Raw genomic sequence first — 16,838 nt, 5'->3', positions numbered from 1 at the left:
CTTAAATCACGCCGCCAGCAAGGAGACGAAGGCTAAAAAGGCAAAGCCAAAACCGGCCCAGGTAACTGTTGAAGCTTCCAGCATCCGCAAACGCGCCATACTGTTTTCAAACAGCGCGATAATCAGCACGCCAAGTACCAGTTTTACTGCCGCCAGAACCAGCGCAATGACGAGGCCGCCCCAGCTAAATTCGCTCATCTGGCCCCATGGCAGGAACACGCCAACGAACATTTGCAGTACGACCAATTGCTTGAGGGAAATCCCCCATTTCAGCACGGCAAAACCAGCGCCGCTGTACTCGGTCAGCGGGCCTTCCTGCAACTCTTGCTCGGCTTCTGCGAGGTCGAATGGCAGTTTGCCCATTTCGATAAAGGTGGCGAAGGCACAGGCGGCTAGCGCCAGAATTAGCGTTAAGCTGTGCGCGACAGGCCAGTGGTAAATCGTGGATGCGATATTGCTGATGTGCGTGCTACCAGCCACTTGTGCGGCAACCCACAGTCCCAGAATCAGGATCGGTTCAACCAGCACGCCAAGCATCGCTTCACGGCTGGCACCGATGCCGGTAAACGGGCTACCGGTATCCAGGCCTGCAATGGCAAAGAAGAAACGCGCGATGGCGAACAGGTAGATAAGGGTTATCAAATCACCCAGTGAAGGCAGTGGTGACCAGAGCGTGACGACTGGCAGCGCAGTAGCAATGGTCAGCATCACACCAACCATCACAAACGGCATCAGACGGAACACCCAGCCGGAGGCGGCTGGTGCCACGCTCTGGCGGCTGAACAATTTGAACAGGTCACGATATTCCTGCATCACGCCAGGCCCACGGCGGTTGTGCATACGGGCGCGAGTGACACGGGTAATACCGGACAACAGTGGCGCGACGGCAAATAACACCAGCGCCTGAATCAACGAAAAGAAAATGGTATTCATATCAGGCTCCTTAAGCGCAAACCGCAACCAGCAACACGGCCAGTTCGATCATTGCCAGGCGACGGAACGTACCGGCAAGGCAATCACACTGCCAGCCAGGCACCCATTTCACTGGGTTCAGGGTTTTGCGTAGTTTCAGCAGTGGCGCGAACGCCGCTTTTACTGGCTGAGCAAAACCACCCGCAGTAATGACCATTGCTTGTTCATGGTCGTAACCGCAGACCCAGGCCGTGCCGCGTGTGCGGTTTGGCAGACGGTCGCCACGGAAAATCACCATCAAAATGAATGGCAGTAGTGGGCTGGCAATCAGCAGCAGGGTGATCATCGGTTGTGAAACGGTGGTGTTAGCCGTTTGCAGCGGCAATGGAATCGCGTTCTGCAACAGAGGAATCAGCCAAGGAGCAGCAACACCGGCAATCACACAACATGCGGCAAGGGCCGCCACACTCAGGTTCATCAGGAACGGCGCAGAGGTAGCATTTTCAGCTTCTGGTGTGCGCGGTGCACCCAGGAAGGTGACGCCATAAACCTTCGCCATACACATCACAGCCAGTGCGCCAGTAATCGCCAGACCTACAGCCAACAATGGGCCTAAGAAGCGAGCGATAAACAGCGGCAAAGTGCCAAGGTGGAAGAAGGACTGGTAAATGACCCATTCGCCAGCAAAACCGTTGAGCGGAGGCAGTGCTGCCATTGCCATTAAACCCACCAGCATAGCAATGGAAATCAGCGGCATACGCTTGCCAATACCACCGAGTTTTTCGATGTCGCGATGACCAGTACGGAACCAAACCGCGCCTGCGCCAAGGAACAACGTGGTTTTGAATACGCTATGGTTGAACAGGTGATACAGGCCACCAATCATGCCGAGTGCAACCAGCGTGGATTCATTCAGCGCAAGGCCCATCATGCCGCAGCCCAGACCGAGCAGAATAATGCCGATATTCTCAAGAGAGTGGTAAGCCAGCAGGCGGTTGATATTGTGTTCCATCAGCGCATACAGACCGCCAATAAACGCAGTAATCATCCCCAGAATGACCACCAGAATGCCCCACCACAGCGGCATAACATTGCTGATCAGTGAGAAGCTCATGATGCCGTACAGGCCAATTTTCAGTACGACAGCTGAGAACAGCGCCGCTGCCGGAGCAGAAGCGTTGGCATGTGCCTGAGGTACCCAACCGTGCAGCGGAATAATCCCCGCCATCAAACCAAAACCAACCAGACCCAGCAGCCAGACAACAGAGCTAATCGGCGCGCCGTTGGTCATCAGGTGCAATTCGGCATAACTCAGCGTGCCGTACTGTTTCCACAGTAACCAGCACGCAACCGCCAGCAGCACGGTGCCAAGACGGCCCAGCGCAAACCACAACTGCCCGGATTTCTGGCAGCCAGTCAGGAAGTAACCGCTCAGTGCGACGATTTCTGCCAGCACAACTAACATGCCGATATTATCGGCCACCAGTGCTGCTACGGCTGCGGCCATCACCAGGTTCACCAGCAAGCCATTGGCTTTTACGGCGTGATGACGATGCCAGTCGATATTGAATAGTGAGATAAACAGACCCGGCAGACCCAGCGTTACCAGCCAGATGCCGTTAAAGGCGTTGAGCTGTAGATGCAACTGCCAAACTTGCGCCATACCGGTAAACCCGGTTAACGCATCGAAACCGGCAATCAGTACCAGTACGGAACTAATTGCACCACCCAGGCCAGCAATAACGCCGCTCAGCGGTTTATTAAATGCCGTGATACCGGCCAGAATCGCACTTAGCAGAAAGCCCATCAGCGCCCAATGAATCAGGACAAAAGCACTCATTTTTTCACCTCAGGCTGGGTAAACAGGGTGAGATCGCCAAGGGTCGCACCCAAAGTCAGTTCACGTTTGAGCTTGCTGGATTTGGCAATGTCATTGTTATCCACCACGCGCAGCGCTTTTGTTGGGCAGGTGCGTACGCACGCTGGACCATCTTCATCGAAACTGCACATATCGCATTTCACAGCGATGGCACGAACACCTGGCACCCAGTCGATAAGCGAACTGACGCGAGCAGGAGCCGGAGGCGCAGGTGGCGCTTTCGGGCTGTTAGCGTTTGCCGGGATATGGATGGGACGGCTGCCCGAGAATTCAATAGAGCCGAATGGGCAGGCGATAGCGCATAGTTTGCAGCTTACGCACAGGCTTTCATTGAGCTGTACCGCACCATCGACGCGGGTGATGGCATTAGCTGGGCAGACGCCAGCGCAAGGCGCGTCTTCGCAGTGATGGCACATTTGCGGCGCGGAATCATTCGCGTCACGCATCACTTTCAGGCGAGGCATGGATTGCAGGCCATGCAGACGGTGCGTTTCAGAGCAAGCCGCCTCACAGGTGTGGCAACCCATGCAAAGTTTGGAGTCGGCGATAATAAAGCGATTCACCTAAGTATCCTTAGAGCACATCATCATTTTTGACGAAACTGTGCCGACGGCTGTCGTTTCGACAGTTTTCGACACCCAACATGGCTATCAGGCCTGAGCGCTTTGTTGCAGCTGCCCCATCGATACCGGAGTATCGGTGTGAACGGCGCTGTACAAGCTTTCGTATACCGGATGAATTTTTTCGAGGTAATGCTCGAGAACACTTTCACGGTTACGGTTACTGATGCTGTTGTCTACGCGGCCTTCGTCATCAAGGATTGCTTTAGCAATCAACACTCTATCTTCACCGTTACGCTTCTCAACGTAGTACTCGATGGTGTGGCTATTGAAGCCTTCGGCGAGGCGCACGTGAATGACGAAATGGTCAAATAAGAAGAAGCGCAGGGAATCATCAGGATTGCACCCTACGGCGTGATGTAGTTTCGCTTTAGAAAGGGTGATGCCCTGAATCAAGCTATTGCAGTAATGTTGCCATTGCGTAAGCAAGCGCTGGTGCTTGTCGGCAATGTATTCGGCTTTTTCGCTCAGTTCCCAAATGTTCATTATTAAATCACTCTGTTTTTGCTGTTGCGTCTACAGAGCACGTTTCGTGCCAATGTTGTATTTTGCTGAAATTATTGGGTTTTGTATTAATAGGATACAAATAGGCACAGGGATGACATGTCATTTCGTCATGTTTGACGGGGGAATGTCAGCATTGTTTATGCTGAGTAAGGTGGTGTTCCGTTCACCCGACAGTTCTCCGATCTTACATATATCTGCGAACGGTGAACGTGCCAGGTGGCTCACGCCAGCCCCCTGGCAACCCCGGCGCCCGGTGATTAAATTGCCGCTGCGCGGTAAACCCCAGCTTATCCCCAACGTTCAGGGTCGTTCGCGACTCGCTCCCGGCGATCGCTCTCTTTCACGGCGGACGGCAGCTCAACCCTGACTTATGGGTAACGCTGGGGCAATTTATACCGGGGACAAGGTCAAAACCGGCTCCGTGCTGTCTTTAGCTTTTGACGTTGACCTTTGAGTCCGGCTTAAATCGCCTTCGTATTGACTAAAAGGAGCGGGTCTCGCCGTCGGGAACGGCGAGAGGTTGTGATCGCCGGGAGCGCATCACAACCGACCCAGAGACTGAAAGGAAATACGAAGGTTTACCGCGAAGCGGCGATTTAGATGCCGGGAGCCGGGATTATCAAGGGTGCTGCGGTAGCACCCTTGATTCGTTCACCGTTTCGGTAAGTTCAGGGATCGGTAAACTTTCAGTGAACGGAATAAATTCGGTCTGTCAGAGAAATGGATATAAACCCTGGCATCATCCTTGCATTACCTCCAGCAGACATCCCCGGAGGCAATATGCACGAAATCACCCTCTGCCAACGCGCACTGGAACTCATCGAAGCTCAAGCCCGCCAACACGGTGCCACCCGCGTCACTGGTGTTTGGCTTGAAGTAGGCGCTTTCTCATGCGTTGAGCAAAGCGCGCTGGAGTTCTGTTTCGAATTAGTGTGCCGCGACACATTAGCCGAAGGCTGCCAGCTTCATATTCATCAACAAGAAGCGGAATGCTGGTGCTACGACTGCCAGCAACACATCACCTTGTTAACCCAGCTGGTACGGCGCTGCCCGTTGTGCGAAGGCAGTAATTTACGCGTAGTGGCAGACGATGGCGTGCAGATTAAGCGTCTGGAAGTGGAGGAGACGAATCATGTGTAGTACTTGTGGTTGCGCTGAAGGCAACTTGTATATAGAAGGCGACGAGCGCAATCCGCACTCTGGTTTCCGTAGTGCACCTTTCGCGCCAGCATCACGCGCTTTAACGCCAATCACCGGCGTTAAATTTGCCCCAACGGCAGATGAGCAGGGCGACCTGCATTATGGCCACGGTGCCGCAGGCACCCATGCGCCGGGCATGACTCAGCGCCGTATGCTGGAAATCGAACTTAACGTGCTGGATAAAAACAACCAGCTTGCCGTCTATAACCGTGAGCAATTTGCGAAACAGCAACAGCTGGTGCTTAACCTGGTTTCAAGCCCGGGTTCCGGTAAAACCACATTGCTTACTGAAAGCTTAAAACGCCTGCACGGCAATGTGCCTTGCGCTGTTATTGAAGGCGATCAGCAAACCGTGAACGATGCCGAACGCATTCGTGCTACTGGTACGCCAGCCATTCAGGTGAATACCGGTAAAGGCTGCCATCTCGACGCGCAGATGATTCGTGATGCCATGCAGCGTTTGCCGCTTGAGCGTAACGGGATTCTATTTATCGAAAACGTTGGCAACCTGGTGTGCCCGGCGAGTTTTGATCTTGGCGAACGCCACAAAGTAGCGGTGCTTTCGGTGACCGAAGGCGAAGACAAACCGCTTAAGTATCCGCATATGTTTGCCGCTTCTTCCTTAATGCTGCTCAACAAAATCGACCTGCTGCCTTATTTGCAGTTCGATGTTGATAAGTGTCTCGACTACGCCCGCCAGGTGAATCCGAATATTGAAATCTTGTTGGTTTCTGCGACCAGTGGCGAAGGTATGGATGAGTGGCTCAACTGGCTGGAGACGCAACGATGTGCATAGGCATTCCGGGTCAGATTGTTGAAAAACTGCCAGACGGCAGCGCTAAAGTAGATGTGTGTGGTATCAAACGCGATGTAAACCTGATGCTGGTGGGCGATGCGCAAATTGGCCAGTGGGTGCTGGTTCATGTTGGTTTTGCAATGGCGATTATTGATGAAGCAGAAGCTCGCGACACCTTAGATGCCCTGCAAAACATGTTTGAAGTGGAACCCGATGTTGGCGGTCTGCTGTTTGGGGAAGAACGCGGATGATGCACTTCGTTGACGAATACCGTGCGCCGGAAAAAGTCATGCAGCTTATTGATGTACTCCGTGAACGCGCCCCAAAACTGACTTACACGGCAGAACGTCCTTTGCGCATTATGGAAGTCTGTGGCGGGCATACTCACGCTATCTTTAAGTTTGGCCTCGACCAGTTGTTGCCCGAAAACATTGAGTTTATCCACGGGCCGGGTTGCCCGGTGTGTGTGTTACCGATGGGGCGCATTGATGCGTGTATTGAAATCGCAAGCCATCCGGAAGTGATTTTTTGTACCTTTGGCGACGCCATGCGTGTGCCGGGTAAAAACGGTTCGCTGATGCAGGCGAAAGCACGTGGCGCAGATGTGCGCGTGGTTTACTCGCCAATGGACGCTCTGGCTATTGCGAGCCAGAACCCGGATCGCAAAGTGGTATTTTTCGGCCTCGGTTTTGAAACAACGATGCCGACCACTGCTATTACGCTCAAACAAGCGAAAGCGCAGGGCATCAATAATTTCTACTTTTTCTGCCAGCACATTACGCTTATTCCCACGCTGCGTAGTTTGTTGGAGCAGCCGGATAACGGCATTGATGCTTTCCTGGCGCCCGGCCACGTCAGCATGGTGATTGGCACTGAAGCCTATGACTTTATTGCCACCGAGCATCAGCGCCCGCTAGTGGTTGCTGGATTTGAACCACTGGATTTGCTGCAAGGCGTGGTGATGCTGGTTGAGCAAAAAATCCATCAAAACAGCAAGGTGGAGAACCAATACAAACGTGTGGTGCCGGATGCCGGTAATAGCCTTGCGCAGGAAGCTATCGCAGACGTCTTTACCGTACGTGGTGATGCCGAATGGCGTGGGCTTGGCACTATAAGCGATTCCGGCGTTCAACTGACTGACGAGTATCGTCAGTTTGATGCGGAAGATCATTTCAAACCCGCACCGCAGCAAGTTTACGACGACCCGCTCGCCCGTTGTGGCGATGTGCTCACCGGGCGCTGTAAACCGCATCAATGTCCGATGTTTGGTAAAACCTGTAATCCACAAAATGCCTTTGGCGCACTGATGGTGTCATCTGAAGGGGCATGTGCTGCCTGGTATCAATATCGCAGCCAGGAGAGTGAAGCATGAAAACTATTGAATTGGCCCACGGCAGCGGCGGCCAGGCAATGCAAAAATTGGTAGCTGACTTGTTTATGCAGGCGTTTGATAATCCCTGGCTTGCAGAGCAAGAGGATCAGGCGCGTTTACCGCTGGCTGAACTCACTGCGAGTGGAGATCGCCTGGCATTTTCAACCGACAGCTATGTTATCGATCCGCTGTTTTTCCCCGGTGGTGATATCGGCAAGTTAGCTATTTGCGGGACGGCGAACGATGTTGCTGTCAGCGGTGCAACCCCACGCTGGTTATCCTGCGGGTTTATCCTTGAAGAAGGCTTGCCGCTTGAAACACTCGAACGTGTGGTCACCAGCATGGCTGCAACCGCAAAAGCGGCGGGTATCGCGGTGGTTACTGGTGATACCAAAGTTGTACAGCGTGGAGCGGCAGATAAGCTGTTTATCAATACGGCTGGGATTGGCGCAATTCCCGTAGGTTTGAACTGGGGCACGCAACAGATCGGCGTGGGTGATGTGTTGATCGTCAGTGGAACTCTGGGTGACCACGGAGCGACTATCCTAAATCTGCGAGAATCGCTGGGTCTGGAAGGTGCGCTGATCAGTGACTGTGCGGTGCTGGCACCTCTAATCGCGCCACTGTTGAATATTCCCGGCGTTAAAGCGTTGCGTGACGCGACGCGCGGTGGCGTGAATGCTGTATTGCATGAGTTTGCAGCGTCGTGTGGTTGTGGAATGGAAGTGGCTGAAAGTCAGCTGCCATTGAACCCGGCGGTGCGTGGTGTTTGTGAGTTGCTTGGCCTCGATGCGCTTAATTTTGCCAACGAAGGTAAACTGGTTATCGCAGTAGAGCGTGAAGCTGCTGACGCGGTACTGACGGCACTGCGTGCTCATCCTTTAGGTCAGGATGCGGCAATTATTGGTGATGTTGTTGAACGTAAAGGTGTACGTGTTGCCGGGCTATATGGTGTAAAACGGACATTAGACTTGCCGCATTCAGAGCCGCTGCCACGCATTTGTTGACCTAAGCCAAGTGCGCTGTGTGCCGCCCTGGCTACACTAAAGCGTCGAGCGCTATTTGTATGATCAATATATTCCCTACCCGGTAACTCACCGGGTCTCTTTTTTGGATAAGCAAAATGCCATACACACCGATGAGCGATCTCGGGCAGCAGGGCCTATTTGATATTACGCGTACCCTGTTGCAGCAACCTGATCTCCCGGCACTTGCCAATTGCCTGACCCAACTGGCAAAGCAAGGTGCGCTGGCGAACAGAGTGAATATTCTGCTTTATCATCCGCTACATCAGCGTGTGGCCTTCTATGGCATGGACAAACACGGCAAAGAACTGCATTACGAAGATGAAATGGTGCTGGCCAATGGGCCGGTGCGGCGTGTGCTTTCGCGCCCGGAGGCGTTGATTTGTACTCAGGAAGAGTTCAATGACACCTGGCCACAGGTGATGAACCTTGAACTGTACGCCCCCTTTGGTCGTTACTGTCTGTTGCCGCTGGCCGCAGAAGGGAAAATCTTTGGCGGCTGCGAATTTATTCGCGACAACGATATTGCCTGGACAGATAAAGAACTCAACCGCATGCATACCCTGGCCCATGTTGTGGCTCTGGCTGCGGAACAAATCCAAAACCGTATCGACTCAAACCTTGGTTACCAACAACTGTGCCGCGAACGTGACGATTTCCGTATCCTGGTGGCAGTGACAAACGCGGTACTTTCTAAGCTCGATCTTGATGAACTGATAAGCGAGATCGCCAACGAGATTCACCACTATTTCTCGATAGACTCGATAAGTATTGTGCTGCGCGGAAACCGCAAAGATCGGCTTACTGTCTATTCCACCCATTTCGTGAAAGAGCAGTCGCCGATCCACGATCAGAGTGATGTCGCTTTAGGGGGGACACTTTCTGAACGGGTATTCAAAAGCGGTGAAATGCTGCTATTGAATCTGCATCACGGTGACCAGCTCGCGCCATATGAGCGCATGTTGTTTGAAATGTGGGGCAATCAAATTCAGACGCTTTGCCTGCTGCCTCTCACCTTTGGCAATAACATTGTGGGTGTGCTGAAGCTGGCGCAATGTGAAGCGGGCATCTTTACTCCGCAAAACCTCAAGCTGATGCGCCAGATTGCCGAACGTATTGCTATTGCAGTAGATAACGCGCTGGCATATCAGGAAATCAATCGCCTGAAAGAAAACCTGGTCGACGAGAACCTCTATCTCACCGAGCAAATCAATAATGTCGCCAGTGATTTTGGTGAGATTATTGGCCGCAGCGACGTGATGTCGAATGTGCTTAAACAAGTCGAGATGGTAGCGAAAAGCGACAGTACCGTGTTGATTCTAGGAGAAACAGGTACGGGTAAAGAGCTGATTGCTCGAGCAATTCACAATCTAAGCGAACGCAACAGCCGTCGAATGGTGAAAATTAACTGTGCGGCGATGCCTGCCGGGTTGCTGGAAAGCGACTTGTTTGGTCATGAGCGCGGCGCATTTACCGGTGCAAACACTCAGCGTATCGGGCGTTTTGAACTGGCAGATAAAAGCTCGCTGTTCCTTGATGAAGTTGGCGATATGCCGCTGGAGTTACAGCCTAAGCTTCTGCGCGTGCTACAGGAGCAGGAATTTGAACGCCTCGGCAGCAACAAAGTTCAGCAGGTCGATGTACGCCTGATTGCCGCCACCAATCGCAATCTGAAAGAGATGGTGAGTGAGCGTGAATTCCGAAGCGATCTCTATTATCGCCTGAATGTGTTCCCGATTATGTTGCCACCACTACGTGAGCGACCGGAAGATATTCCGCTGTTGGTGAAATCTTTCACCTTCAAAATCGCCCATCGCATGAACCGTAATATTGACAGTATTCCGGCCGAAACCTTGCGCGCGCTCAGCCGTATGGACTGGCCGGGGAATGTGCGTGAACTGGAAAATGTGATTGAACGTGCGGTGCTATTAACTCGTGGCAATGTGCTGCATCTTTCTTTGCCTGAGATGGAATATCGTCAACCTGAAGAAAAACCGACGCAGATGGTGGCAAGTGAAGAGTTTCGTGAAGGTGAAGATGAAGCGCAGCGAATTTTGCGTGTGCTGAAAGAAACCAACGGTGTAGTTGCAGGCCCACGTGGTGCGGCACAGCGATTGGGATTAAAACGCACGACGTTGCTTTCACGTATGAAACGTTTGGGGATTGATAAAGAGGGGGTTTAAACTCTTTCTATAGCCCTACACTTTTAAGCAGGTAATTAACGTCCATGGCACTGATCCCAAAAAACTATACGCGGCTGGAAAGCGGCTATCGTGAGAAAGCGTTAAAAATTTATCCGTGGGTATGCGGGCGTTGTTCGCGTGAGTTTGTGTATTCAAACTTGCGCGAGCTGACGGTTCACCATATCGATCATGACCACACCAATAACCCGGAAGATGGCAGTAACTGGGAACTTCTGTGTCTGTATTGCCACGATCATGAGCACTCCAAGTACACCGAAGCTGACCAATACGGCACAACCGTAGTCGCGGGCGAAGATGCACAGAAAGACGTGGGTGAAGCGACCTACAATCCGTTTGCAGATTTAAAGTCGATGCTCAATAAGAAGAAGTAGTTATCAGGTGGGCAAACTTTACTGTGGCCCACCTTTTATATTTTTAATTCTCTGATTCTTCATCATCTACTATTTCTGCCAAAATCGTTGTCAGTCCCTCAGGGAATATCACTTCGCCAGTCTCTAGCAACTCTGATTGCGTCCACCATTTCTGCTGACTTATCACCCGTTTTTCGTTTTCACTCCAACCCGCCTGCGAAAGCTCACTTTCAGAAGCATTGATGACATAAAAGCGCTCGTCAGCCTGTACGGTTTCACCACTCGGTAGTTGCATCATGAATGTGCGTTGTGCGACAGATGGCCCGCACTCAAGCCTTACGAGTCCAGTTTCTTCGTGTAGCTCGCGAATGGCTGCTTGTTCAAATGATTCACCGGGTTCAAGGCCGCCTCCGGGCGTTGCCCAATAAACCTTTCCTTCCAGTGCATCATCACGATGAGAAAAGCGAAATAACAGCACCGCGCCGCTATTGTCGATGATGAGCAAGCGAGAAGAAGGGCGAGTACGAATCTTCATTTTTTTGTCCCGGAACTCCAGATCACGGCTAGAGATTTAAAGTTTTCCATTATAATTAAGATATATTGGCGAGCATGAAGAAAAAAACACAAGAAAAAGCTGCGTTAATTATTTGATGGTTTTAAAAAATTAATATATGGGTAATTTTGGAAAACAATGAGCAATAAAGATATTGTTTTTAACGTGTTGTTTTATTTGAAAAATATAAAATAACAAGAAAAATAGTAACGTAGCTAAACATATTTCAGGCTAATGCCTTTCAGGAATTATGATTTTGACCTGAAAATTTAGACGTAATATAATGGCGCTACTTTCGTATTTATCCTATGTTAATAAAATGTGTGGCTATCGTACCAGTCCTACACATCTAATGAATTTCTCTAATACTTTGTGGAAATTTCTACATTCTCCATAGGGGCAACTTTGCTAAAAAGAAATAAGGTCTTGCCATGAGTATCGAAGTTATCATTATGTTCTTAACAGCGATGACCGCCCTCCTTATCGCTCGTAAGCTCGCCTTGAAGTGTGGTCTGGTTGACAAGCCCGGTGGGCGTAAGCAACACAAAGGAGAAATTCCATTAGTCGGTGGGATATCTTTCTACTGTGCCATAGTGATTTTTTTCCTCTTTTGGCCTGAAGTTCTACCACACACAGAAACACATTTTATTCCCTACTTAGTGAGCATCTCGCTACTGCTGCTTGTCGGTATTGCCGATGATCGTTTTGACTTGCCGGTGATACCACGCGTGTTTATCCAGGCATTGTCCGCAGTTGTGATTATGGTTGATGGTCTATACCTTCAGACATTTGGACATGTGTTGGGTGGGTACGAACTCGTACTCGGTCCAGTCGGTTATCTGGTGACGCTTTTTGCAACCTGGGCTGCAATCAATGCTTTTAATATGGTTGATGGCGTAGATGGCCTACTCGGCTCCGTTGCGAGTGCAACCTTTGCAGCTTTGATGGTGGTCTTCTTACTGGCGGGTGCTCATTTGCGCGCCATGTGGTGTTTCTTGATGATTGTTGCCTTAATCCCTTATTTAATGCTCAACATGGGGTTAATCGGGAATAAACGCTTCAAAGTATTTATGGGTGATGCTGGAAGTATGGTGATTGGTTTTACGATGCTCTGGCTGGTGATACTAGGAAGCCAGGGTGGCGAAGCTGTGATGGCTCCTGTTACGGCTCTGTGGGTAATAGCTTTGCCACTAATGGATATGGTGACTATCATGGTACGTCGCATTCGCCGTGGACATAGCCCTTTCCATCCTGACCGCGATCATTTACATCATATTTTAATGCGTAGTGGCTTAACGGCTCGCCAGACTGTGCTAGTCATGACTCTACTCACGGCAATATTTGCTGGTTTCGGGATTGTGCTTTCCAAAATTGGTGTTGCGGAGTGGTTCTCTCTGGTTGTGTTCCTCGGCTTATTTACCGGTTATTTGGTGGTAAATAATAAGCTCCAAAAACGTAATCCAGATTTGAGAGCAAAAATTGGTCAGCAGTATAACGCTGCTGCTAGTGCCGATGTACCAACAGCTAACTGATAATCCCCATTGAGTCCAGGAACAAAACCCAGTCATTCTGGGTTTTGTTCTTTTAGACTGGAGGATGATATCCATCAGCATTGGTGTAATGCCTGGAAAGGTGGATAACACAGCCGAGAGCTATGTCATAAAGTTAGTGATCAAGATAGAGATAATGCGTCCAGCTCGTCATGCGTAGCAGGATTTTGCGCAGTATCGACAAATGCTCCACGTGCTCGGTGTAAACCGCCGCCTGGGCGGTTGTACCTTTCGGCAGCGCTTTAATTTCAGGATTCGGGTCTAAGGAAATGTCGGCATAAATACCGTCCAGCCCCGGATTTTGGCTCAATCCCTGCAAGAATCCCTGTGCCTGGAAGCTGCTGTTGGCGACCACTGGCAAAATCTGCTTCACCGTGCCCGGGAAAACCTTGCCGGGAATACCGTTAAATACCACTTCGGCTTTGTCCCCCGCGTGTAAACGCAGTGCTGAATTCTGGCGAAATGCCGCATAAATATCGGTTTTTTGCATTGGCACAAATACCATTGCCGGGCGCAGCGGCAGCGGGCGTAAGAACATGCCCGGTTTGAGTAAAACCTGCGTGACGTAACCCGCGTCTGGAGCGCGAACGGTGGTTCTGTCGAGGTTATATTGCGCCTCTTTCAGGCTGGATTTGAGCTTGTAAACCGTGGCGTTTTCGTTGCCGACCAGAGCGGCTAACTGGGCTTTGGTCTGGTCGCGTTTCGATTGTGCGGAGCGCCATTGCGCCTGTGTGGCCAGATAGTGTTCCTGCGCCGTTACCACTTCTTGATCGGTAAACGGGCTTGTCATGCGGTCGCGACTACCCTCGCGGTAACGATTGGCATCTTTTAACGCCAGGTCACGATTGGCTTTGTACTGTTCGATATCGGCGTTTTGCGCGGCAAGTCGGGCCTTGAGCACTTCAACATTTTGCTGTGCGGTTTCAATTTCGCCTTTAATCACATCGACTTTTGACTGGTAAGGCGTGGGGTCGATACTGAAAAGAAAATCACCTTTTTTCAGCATCTTATTGGTATTAGGGGTGACTGCAATGACCGTACCCTGGACTTCAGGAATAATCGGCACCGTCACGGTCAGCATCTGCGCGCGTTCAGTGTACGGATGGTTGTAATTCATCGTCAGGACTAAACCACTCAGCAGAATAACCCCACCTAATATTGCGGTTGGCACTGACCATTTATTCAGGGGTATTTTGAATAGTTTGAATATACAAATACAAATGGCAGCGTAAATAAGGATCAGTAATAATTCCACGATATTTCCTGGTCATTTAATTAGTCTGAATGGGGCAAGTCTTTCGGGGTATTGGCACTCTGAGCGGCGAGTTGTTTTTCAAGCAAAGCGAGGCGGGTTTGCAGTTGTACCATGTTGTCATTTTCTTTGGCGCGAAATCCCCAGCCACGGTCTTCACGGTACAACATTGCCCAAATCCAGATAAAAGGCCATAACACATGTAGCGTTAAGAGGCTGACCCATCCGGCAGCGTGAATAGCGTCTTGATGAGGATGGTTGCGCTCAACGGCGATTTCGTAGGGGATATCGTGAATGACAATTATTCCGTAAAATACGACTAGGGCGGCAAAGCATAATAAGCCCAGTGCGAAATAATCTAAGAACATAAGAGTAATTTCCGGTGAGATGGGAACCGGAAAAGATAGAGGGGAGACGTTAATTTGGCGAGTAGATATTTAATTAAATTTAAATTTAAATAACGTATGTTATTATTTCAACTAAGTATAAATTGTTTCTGGATATTCAATTGTTACATTTGCGATGATGCCCAGGTAAAGCATCTTGCTCAATACAGCTTTTATTTGATTTTAAACCTCTGGCATGATGCCTATAATCATAACGAACTCATTCACCGAGGAAAAATTATGCCGTTATCTGCACCCGTCAGACCGGATGAATCCATTGGGCGTTTGCTTGAAGCATTGAAGCCTTTCAGCACAGAAATGAAAGTCGTGCCTCGTAAAAGATTGCATTGGGAATATAAAGGCGAAGCGCAGCTCTATCTGTTTATCCAGGGTGAGTTGTCGGTGTTGCGCGCCACCGATGGGCTGGTGATTGCCGGTGCATACGATCCGCATTTGTTTGGTCTGGCTGAATCACTGCAAACCCTGCGCTGCCATATTCTGCGCGTCGATACTGATTCAACGATATTGCGCGTCAGTGCTAAAAAAGCTATGGAAATATTCGACCAACAAAATCTGTGGCGTGACGTATCTATTACATTAGCTTACTTTAATAGTTATCTCTTTTATCGAGATGATTTGGTGGTTCAGCAGCGTACCTATTCAGTTATTTGCAACCATCTTCAGGAAATCATCCAGTTGCCATTGGAGACGAGAATGCGTGTTTCAGTTCTTGAATATATACAAGAAAGAACACATTTATCACGCAGCAGTGTTCTTAATGTCCTGTTTGCTTTAAAGGCAACGAATCATCTCGAGCTTAAAAGAGGCGGTTATTTATTACAGATGAATGAATTACCAGATAAAATTTGACGCAAGCAAGAATACTTAAAATGTGATTCTAGCATTTTATGTCAATTACCAGACGCCATTGTGTGATGGTGCCTGGTAATTGATCTTATTGATAAGAAAAAATTTAAAAATAAACTTATTATAATTTCAAATCTGTGAACTCTCCCTCTATTATCCGTGTCGACAAACTTATGGCTTTTTAATTCTGGGTCGTTTGCTCAGAAACGGGATATGTTAGGGAATATATGAAAAAGACTCTTGTAGCTTTAATCGTGCTGAACGCTTGCGCAGTTTCTAACGTATTTGCTGCGGCAGACGCGAATACCTGGTACGGCGGCGCTAAAATGGGCTGGTCGCACTATTTTGATGCCAGCGGCAACAAAGATTTCAACGATAACGTGAGCAACGCAACTGACTTCGATTTCGATAAAGACAACGTCAGCGGCGGCGTATTTGCAGGTTATCAAGTTCTTCCATGGTTAGCGGTTGAAGGTGGATACGACTACCTGGGCAACATGGGTATCAACGGTAATAACGGTGTTGCTGGCGGAAAAATGGAAAGCCAGGGCCTGCAACTTTCTCTGAAAGCGAGCTACGGCTTGACTGATAACTGGGATATTTATGGCCGTGCTGGTGCGATGGGTTACCGCGCAGAAGTTAACAACGCAGGTCATAGCAATTTTGAAACTGGCGTGCGCCCGTTGGCCGCAGTCGGTACCGAATATGCCTTCACCAAAAACTGGGCTGGTCGTCTGGAATACCAATGGGTGAGCAACGTCGGAAACTCCAACCAGATTGGTCTCAGCAGCGATGTAAGCTCTGTATCAGCCGGTGTTGTTTATCGCTTCGGCCAGCATGATGACGCAGTAATTGCACCGGTTGTGGAACCTGCGCCAGCGGCTCCTGAGGTGAAAAAATTCAATCTGAAATCTGACGTGCTGTTCGGCTTTAACTCCGCAGAGCTGACTTCAGAAGGCCATGCGGCAATCCAGCAGCTGTATAACAGCCCGGATATGCAAGCTGCGAAAAACAGCTCAACAACAGTTGTTGGCTACAGCGATCGCCTGGGTTCAGAGCAATACAATCAGCAGCTTTCTGCTCAGCGTGCACAAGCGGTTGTTGATGCATTAATAGCGCAAGGTTTGCCTGCTCAAAATGTGCGTGCCGAAGGCCGTGGTGAAAGTGATTCCGTGACCGGCAACACCTGTGCAGACGGTATGCCTAAGTCACAACTGATTGATTGCCTGGCTCCAGACCGCCGTGTTGTGGTTGAGATTGCAGGTGAACAGTAAGCATTCACCCCTGAGAACGTGAATTCATCCCGAAAGTGCAGAAAGAAGTTACCTTGATTATTCCGTGCCACACCCTGGAAGCATGTAAGCG

The 16,838-nt window shown here is 50.1% G+C and carries 17 protein-coding genes; 10 read left to right on the top strand and 7 right to left on the bottom strand.

Annotated features, from left to right (window positions below; all coding sequences use genetic code 11):
- Nucleotides 1–6 precede the first annotated feature (6 nt).
- The 4 genes from LVQ79_RS03265 to hycA all read right to left on the bottom strand — a co-directional run bounded on the left by LVQ79_RS03265 (nt 7) and on the right by hycA (nt 3,897).
- The gene (locus tag LVQ79_RS03265; protein WP_232863880.1) at nt 7–933 is read right to left on the bottom strand and encodes a respiratory chain complex I subunit 1 family protein; all 927 of its coding nucleotides are present in this window, start codon (nt 931–933) and stop codon (nt 7–9) included.
- Nucleotides 934–943: 10 nt separating this feature from the next.
- A complete protein-coding gene (gene hycC / locus LVQ79_RS03260; protein ID WP_232863879.1) occupies nt 944–2,752 on the bottom strand; it encodes a formate hydrogenlyase subunit 3 in 1,809 nt (602 codons plus the stop codon).
- Nucleotides 2,749–3,354, bottom strand: a complete 606-nt coding sequence (locus tag LVQ79_RS03255; protein ID WP_232863878.1) for a 4Fe-4S dicluster domain-containing protein — start codon at nt 3,352–3,354, stop codon at nt 2,749–2,751. The genes hycC and LVQ79_RS03255 overlap by 4 nt, the downstream gene beginning before the upstream one ends.
- A gap of 87 nt (nt 3,355–3,441) precedes the next feature.
- Entirely contained in the window at nt 3,442–3,897 is a 456-nt protein-coding gene (gene hycA / locus LVQ79_RS03250) for a formate hydrogenlyase regulator HycA (RefSeq protein ID WP_232863877.1), read from the bottom strand.
- An 801-nt stretch (nt 3,898–4,698) separates the two neighbouring features.
- Between hycA and hypA the strand changes: the two genes are divergently transcribed.
- The 7 genes from hypA (at nt 4,699) to yajD (ending at nt 10,886) form a co-directional block, all read left to right on the top strand.
- A complete protein-coding gene (hypA, locus tag LVQ79_RS03245; protein WP_034460458.1) occupies nt 4,699–5,058 on the top strand; it encodes a hydrogenase maturation nickel metallochaperone HypA in 360 nt (119 codons plus the stop codon).
- Complete coding sequence (gene hypB / locus LVQ79_RS03240) at nt 5,051–5,914, top strand: hydrogenase nickel incorporation protein HypB (protein WP_232863876.1); 864 nt, start codon at nt 5,051–5,053, stop codon at nt 5,912–5,914. Before hypA ends, hypB begins: the two co-directional genes overlap by 8 nt.
- Nucleotides 5,905–6,165, top strand: a complete 261-nt coding sequence (locus LVQ79_RS03235; RefSeq protein WP_034460456.1) for a HypC/HybG/HupF family hydrogenase formation chaperone — start codon at nt 5,905–5,907, stop codon at nt 6,163–6,165. Before hypB ends, LVQ79_RS03235 begins: the two co-directional genes overlap by 10 nt.
- Nucleotides 6,165–7,286: a hydrogenase formation protein HypD gene (hypD, locus tag LVQ79_RS03230; RefSeq protein WP_232864025.1), complete on the top strand. Its 1,122-nt coding sequence runs from the start codon at nt 6,165–6,167 to the stop codon at nt 7,284–7,286. The genes LVQ79_RS03235 and hypD overlap by 1 nt, the downstream gene beginning before the upstream one ends.
- Nucleotides 7,283–8,293, top strand: coding sequence for a hydrogenase expression/formation protein HypE (gene hypE, locus LVQ79_RS03225; RefSeq protein ID WP_232863875.1), 1,011 nt, complete (start codon nt 7,283–7,285; stop codon nt 8,291–8,293). The genes hypD and hypE overlap by 4 nt, the downstream gene beginning before the upstream one ends.
- Nucleotides 8,294–8,409: 116 nt before the next feature.
- Nucleotides 8,410–10,494 (top strand): formate hydrogenlyase transcriptional activator FlhA, encoded by a 2,085-nt coding sequence (gene flhA / locus LVQ79_RS03220; protein ID WP_232863874.1) that lies wholly within the window; start codon nt 8,410–8,412, stop codon nt 10,492–10,494.
- Nucleotides 10,495–10,538: 44 nt separating this feature from the next.
- Nucleotides 10,539–10,886: an HNH nuclease YajD gene (gene yajD / locus LVQ79_RS03215; RefSeq protein ID WP_034460453.1), complete on the top strand. Its 348-nt coding sequence runs from the start codon at nt 10,539–10,541 to the stop codon at nt 10,884–10,886.
- 43 nt (nt 10,887–10,929) lie between these two features.
- Here yajD and LVQ79_RS03210 read toward each other — a convergent pair whose 3' ends face one another.
- Complete coding sequence (locus tag LVQ79_RS03210; RefSeq protein ID WP_232864024.1) at nt 10,930–11,394, bottom strand: NUDIX hydrolase; 465 nt, start codon at nt 11,392–11,394, stop codon at nt 10,930–10,932.
- Nucleotides 11,395–11,849: 455 nt separating this feature from the next.
- Here LVQ79_RS03210 and wecA point away from each other — a divergent pair, with 455 nt between their 5' ends.
- A complete protein-coding gene (gene wecA, locus LVQ79_RS03205) occupies nt 11,850–12,950 on the top strand; it encodes a UDP-N-acetylglucosamine--undecaprenyl-phosphate N-acetylglucosaminephosphotransferase (RefSeq protein WP_232863873.1) in 1,101 nt (366 codons plus the stop codon).
- Between the two features lie 133 nt (nt 12,951–13,083).
- On the opposite strand, the gene LVQ79_RS03200 is transcribed toward wecA, so the two are convergent.
- Nucleotides 13,084–14,223, bottom strand: coding sequence for an HlyD family secretion protein (locus tag LVQ79_RS03200; protein ID WP_232863872.1), 1,140 nt, complete (start codon nt 14,221–14,223; stop codon nt 13,084–13,086).
- A 20-nt stretch (nt 14,224–14,243) separates the two neighbouring features.
- On the bottom strand, nt 14,244–14,588 hold the full coding sequence (locus LVQ79_RS03195) for a DUF3302 domain-containing protein (RefSeq protein ID WP_232863871.1): 345 nt from the start codon (nt 14,586–14,588) through the stop codon (nt 14,244–14,246).
- 258 nt (nt 14,589–14,846) lie between these two features.
- Here LVQ79_RS03195 and LVQ79_RS03190 point away from each other — a divergent pair, with 258 nt between their 5' ends.
- Both LVQ79_RS03190 and ompA read left to right on the top strand, forming a co-directional pair.
- Nucleotides 14,847–15,476, top strand: a complete 630-nt coding sequence (locus LVQ79_RS03190; RefSeq protein WP_151993757.1) for a helix-turn-helix domain-containing protein — start codon at nt 14,847–14,849, stop codon at nt 15,474–15,476.
- A gap of 224 nt (nt 15,477–15,700) precedes the next feature.
- Nucleotides 15,701–16,747 carry a porin OmpA gene (ompA, locus tag LVQ79_RS03185; RefSeq protein WP_232863870.1) on the top strand — a complete coding sequence of 349 codons (1,047 nt, stop codon included), beginning with the start codon at nt 15,701–15,703 and terminating at the stop codon, nt 16,745–16,747.
- Nucleotides 16,748–16,838 lie beyond the last annotated feature (91 nt).

It is taken from the genome of Buttiauxella cochleicola, assembly GCF_021282405.1.
In the GTDB taxonomy this organism is placed as follows: domain Bacteria; phylum Pseudomonadota; class Gammaproteobacteria; order Enterobacterales; family Enterobacteriaceae; genus Buttiauxella; species Buttiauxella massiliensis.
Note: the sequence above shows the minus strand (reverse complement) of the source record. Positions and strands in the feature narration are given on the sequence as shown.

What these genes read in the sequence shown, in the direction of transcription:
- hycC (WP_232863879.1), bottom strand. Translation starts at nt 2,752, where the DNA reads ATGAGTGCTTTTGTCCTGATTCATTGGGCGCTGATGGGCTTTCTGCTA.
- hypE (WP_232863875.1), top strand. Translation starts at nt 7,283, where the DNA reads ATGAAAACTATTGAATTGGCCCACGGCAGCGGCGGCCAGGCAATGCAA.
- LVQ79_RS03235 (WP_034460456.1), top strand. Translation starts at nt 5,905, where the DNA reads ATGTGCATAGGCATTCCGGGTCAGATTGTTGAAAAACTGCCAGACGGC.
- yajD (WP_034460453.1), top strand. Translation starts at nt 10,539, where the DNA reads ATGGCACTGATCCCAAAAAACTATACGCGGCTGGAAAGCGGCTATCGT.
- LVQ79_RS03195 (WP_232863871.1), bottom strand. Translation starts at nt 14,588, where the DNA reads ATGTTCTTAGATTATTTCGCACTGGGCTTATTATGCTTTGCCGCCCTA.
- ompA (WP_232863870.1), top strand. Translation starts at nt 15,701, where the DNA reads ATGAAAAAGACTCTTGTAGCTTTAATCGTGCTGAACGCTTGCGCAGTT.
- LVQ79_RS03265 (WP_232863880.1), bottom strand. Translation starts at nt 933, where the DNA reads ATGAATACCATTTTCTTTTCGTTGATTCAGGCGCTGGTGTTATTTGCC.
- hycA (WP_232863877.1), bottom strand. Translation starts at nt 3,897, where the DNA reads ATGAACATTTGGGAACTGAGCGAAAAAGCCGAATACATTGCCGACAAG.
- wecA (WP_232863873.1), top strand. Translation starts at nt 11,850, where the DNA reads ATGAGTATCGAAGTTATCATTATGTTCTTAACAGCGATGACCGCCCTC.
- hypB (WP_232863876.1), top strand. Translation starts at nt 5,051, where the DNA reads ATGTGTAGTACTTGTGGTTGCGCTGAAGGCAACTTGTATATAGAAGGC.
- LVQ79_RS03190 (WP_151993757.1), top strand. Translation starts at nt 14,847, where the DNA reads ATGCCGTTATCTGCACCCGTCAGACCGGATGAATCCATTGGGCGTTTG.
- hypD (WP_232864025.1), top strand. Translation starts at nt 6,165, where the DNA reads ATGCACTTCGTTGACGAATACCGTGCGCCGGAAAAAGTCATGCAGCTT.
- hypA (WP_034460458.1), top strand. Translation starts at nt 4,699, where the DNA reads ATGCACGAAATCACCCTCTGCCAACGCGCACTGGAACTCATCGAAGCT.
- flhA (WP_232863874.1), top strand. Translation starts at nt 8,410, where the DNA reads ATGCCATACACACCGATGAGCGATCTCGGGCAGCAGGGCCTATTTGAT.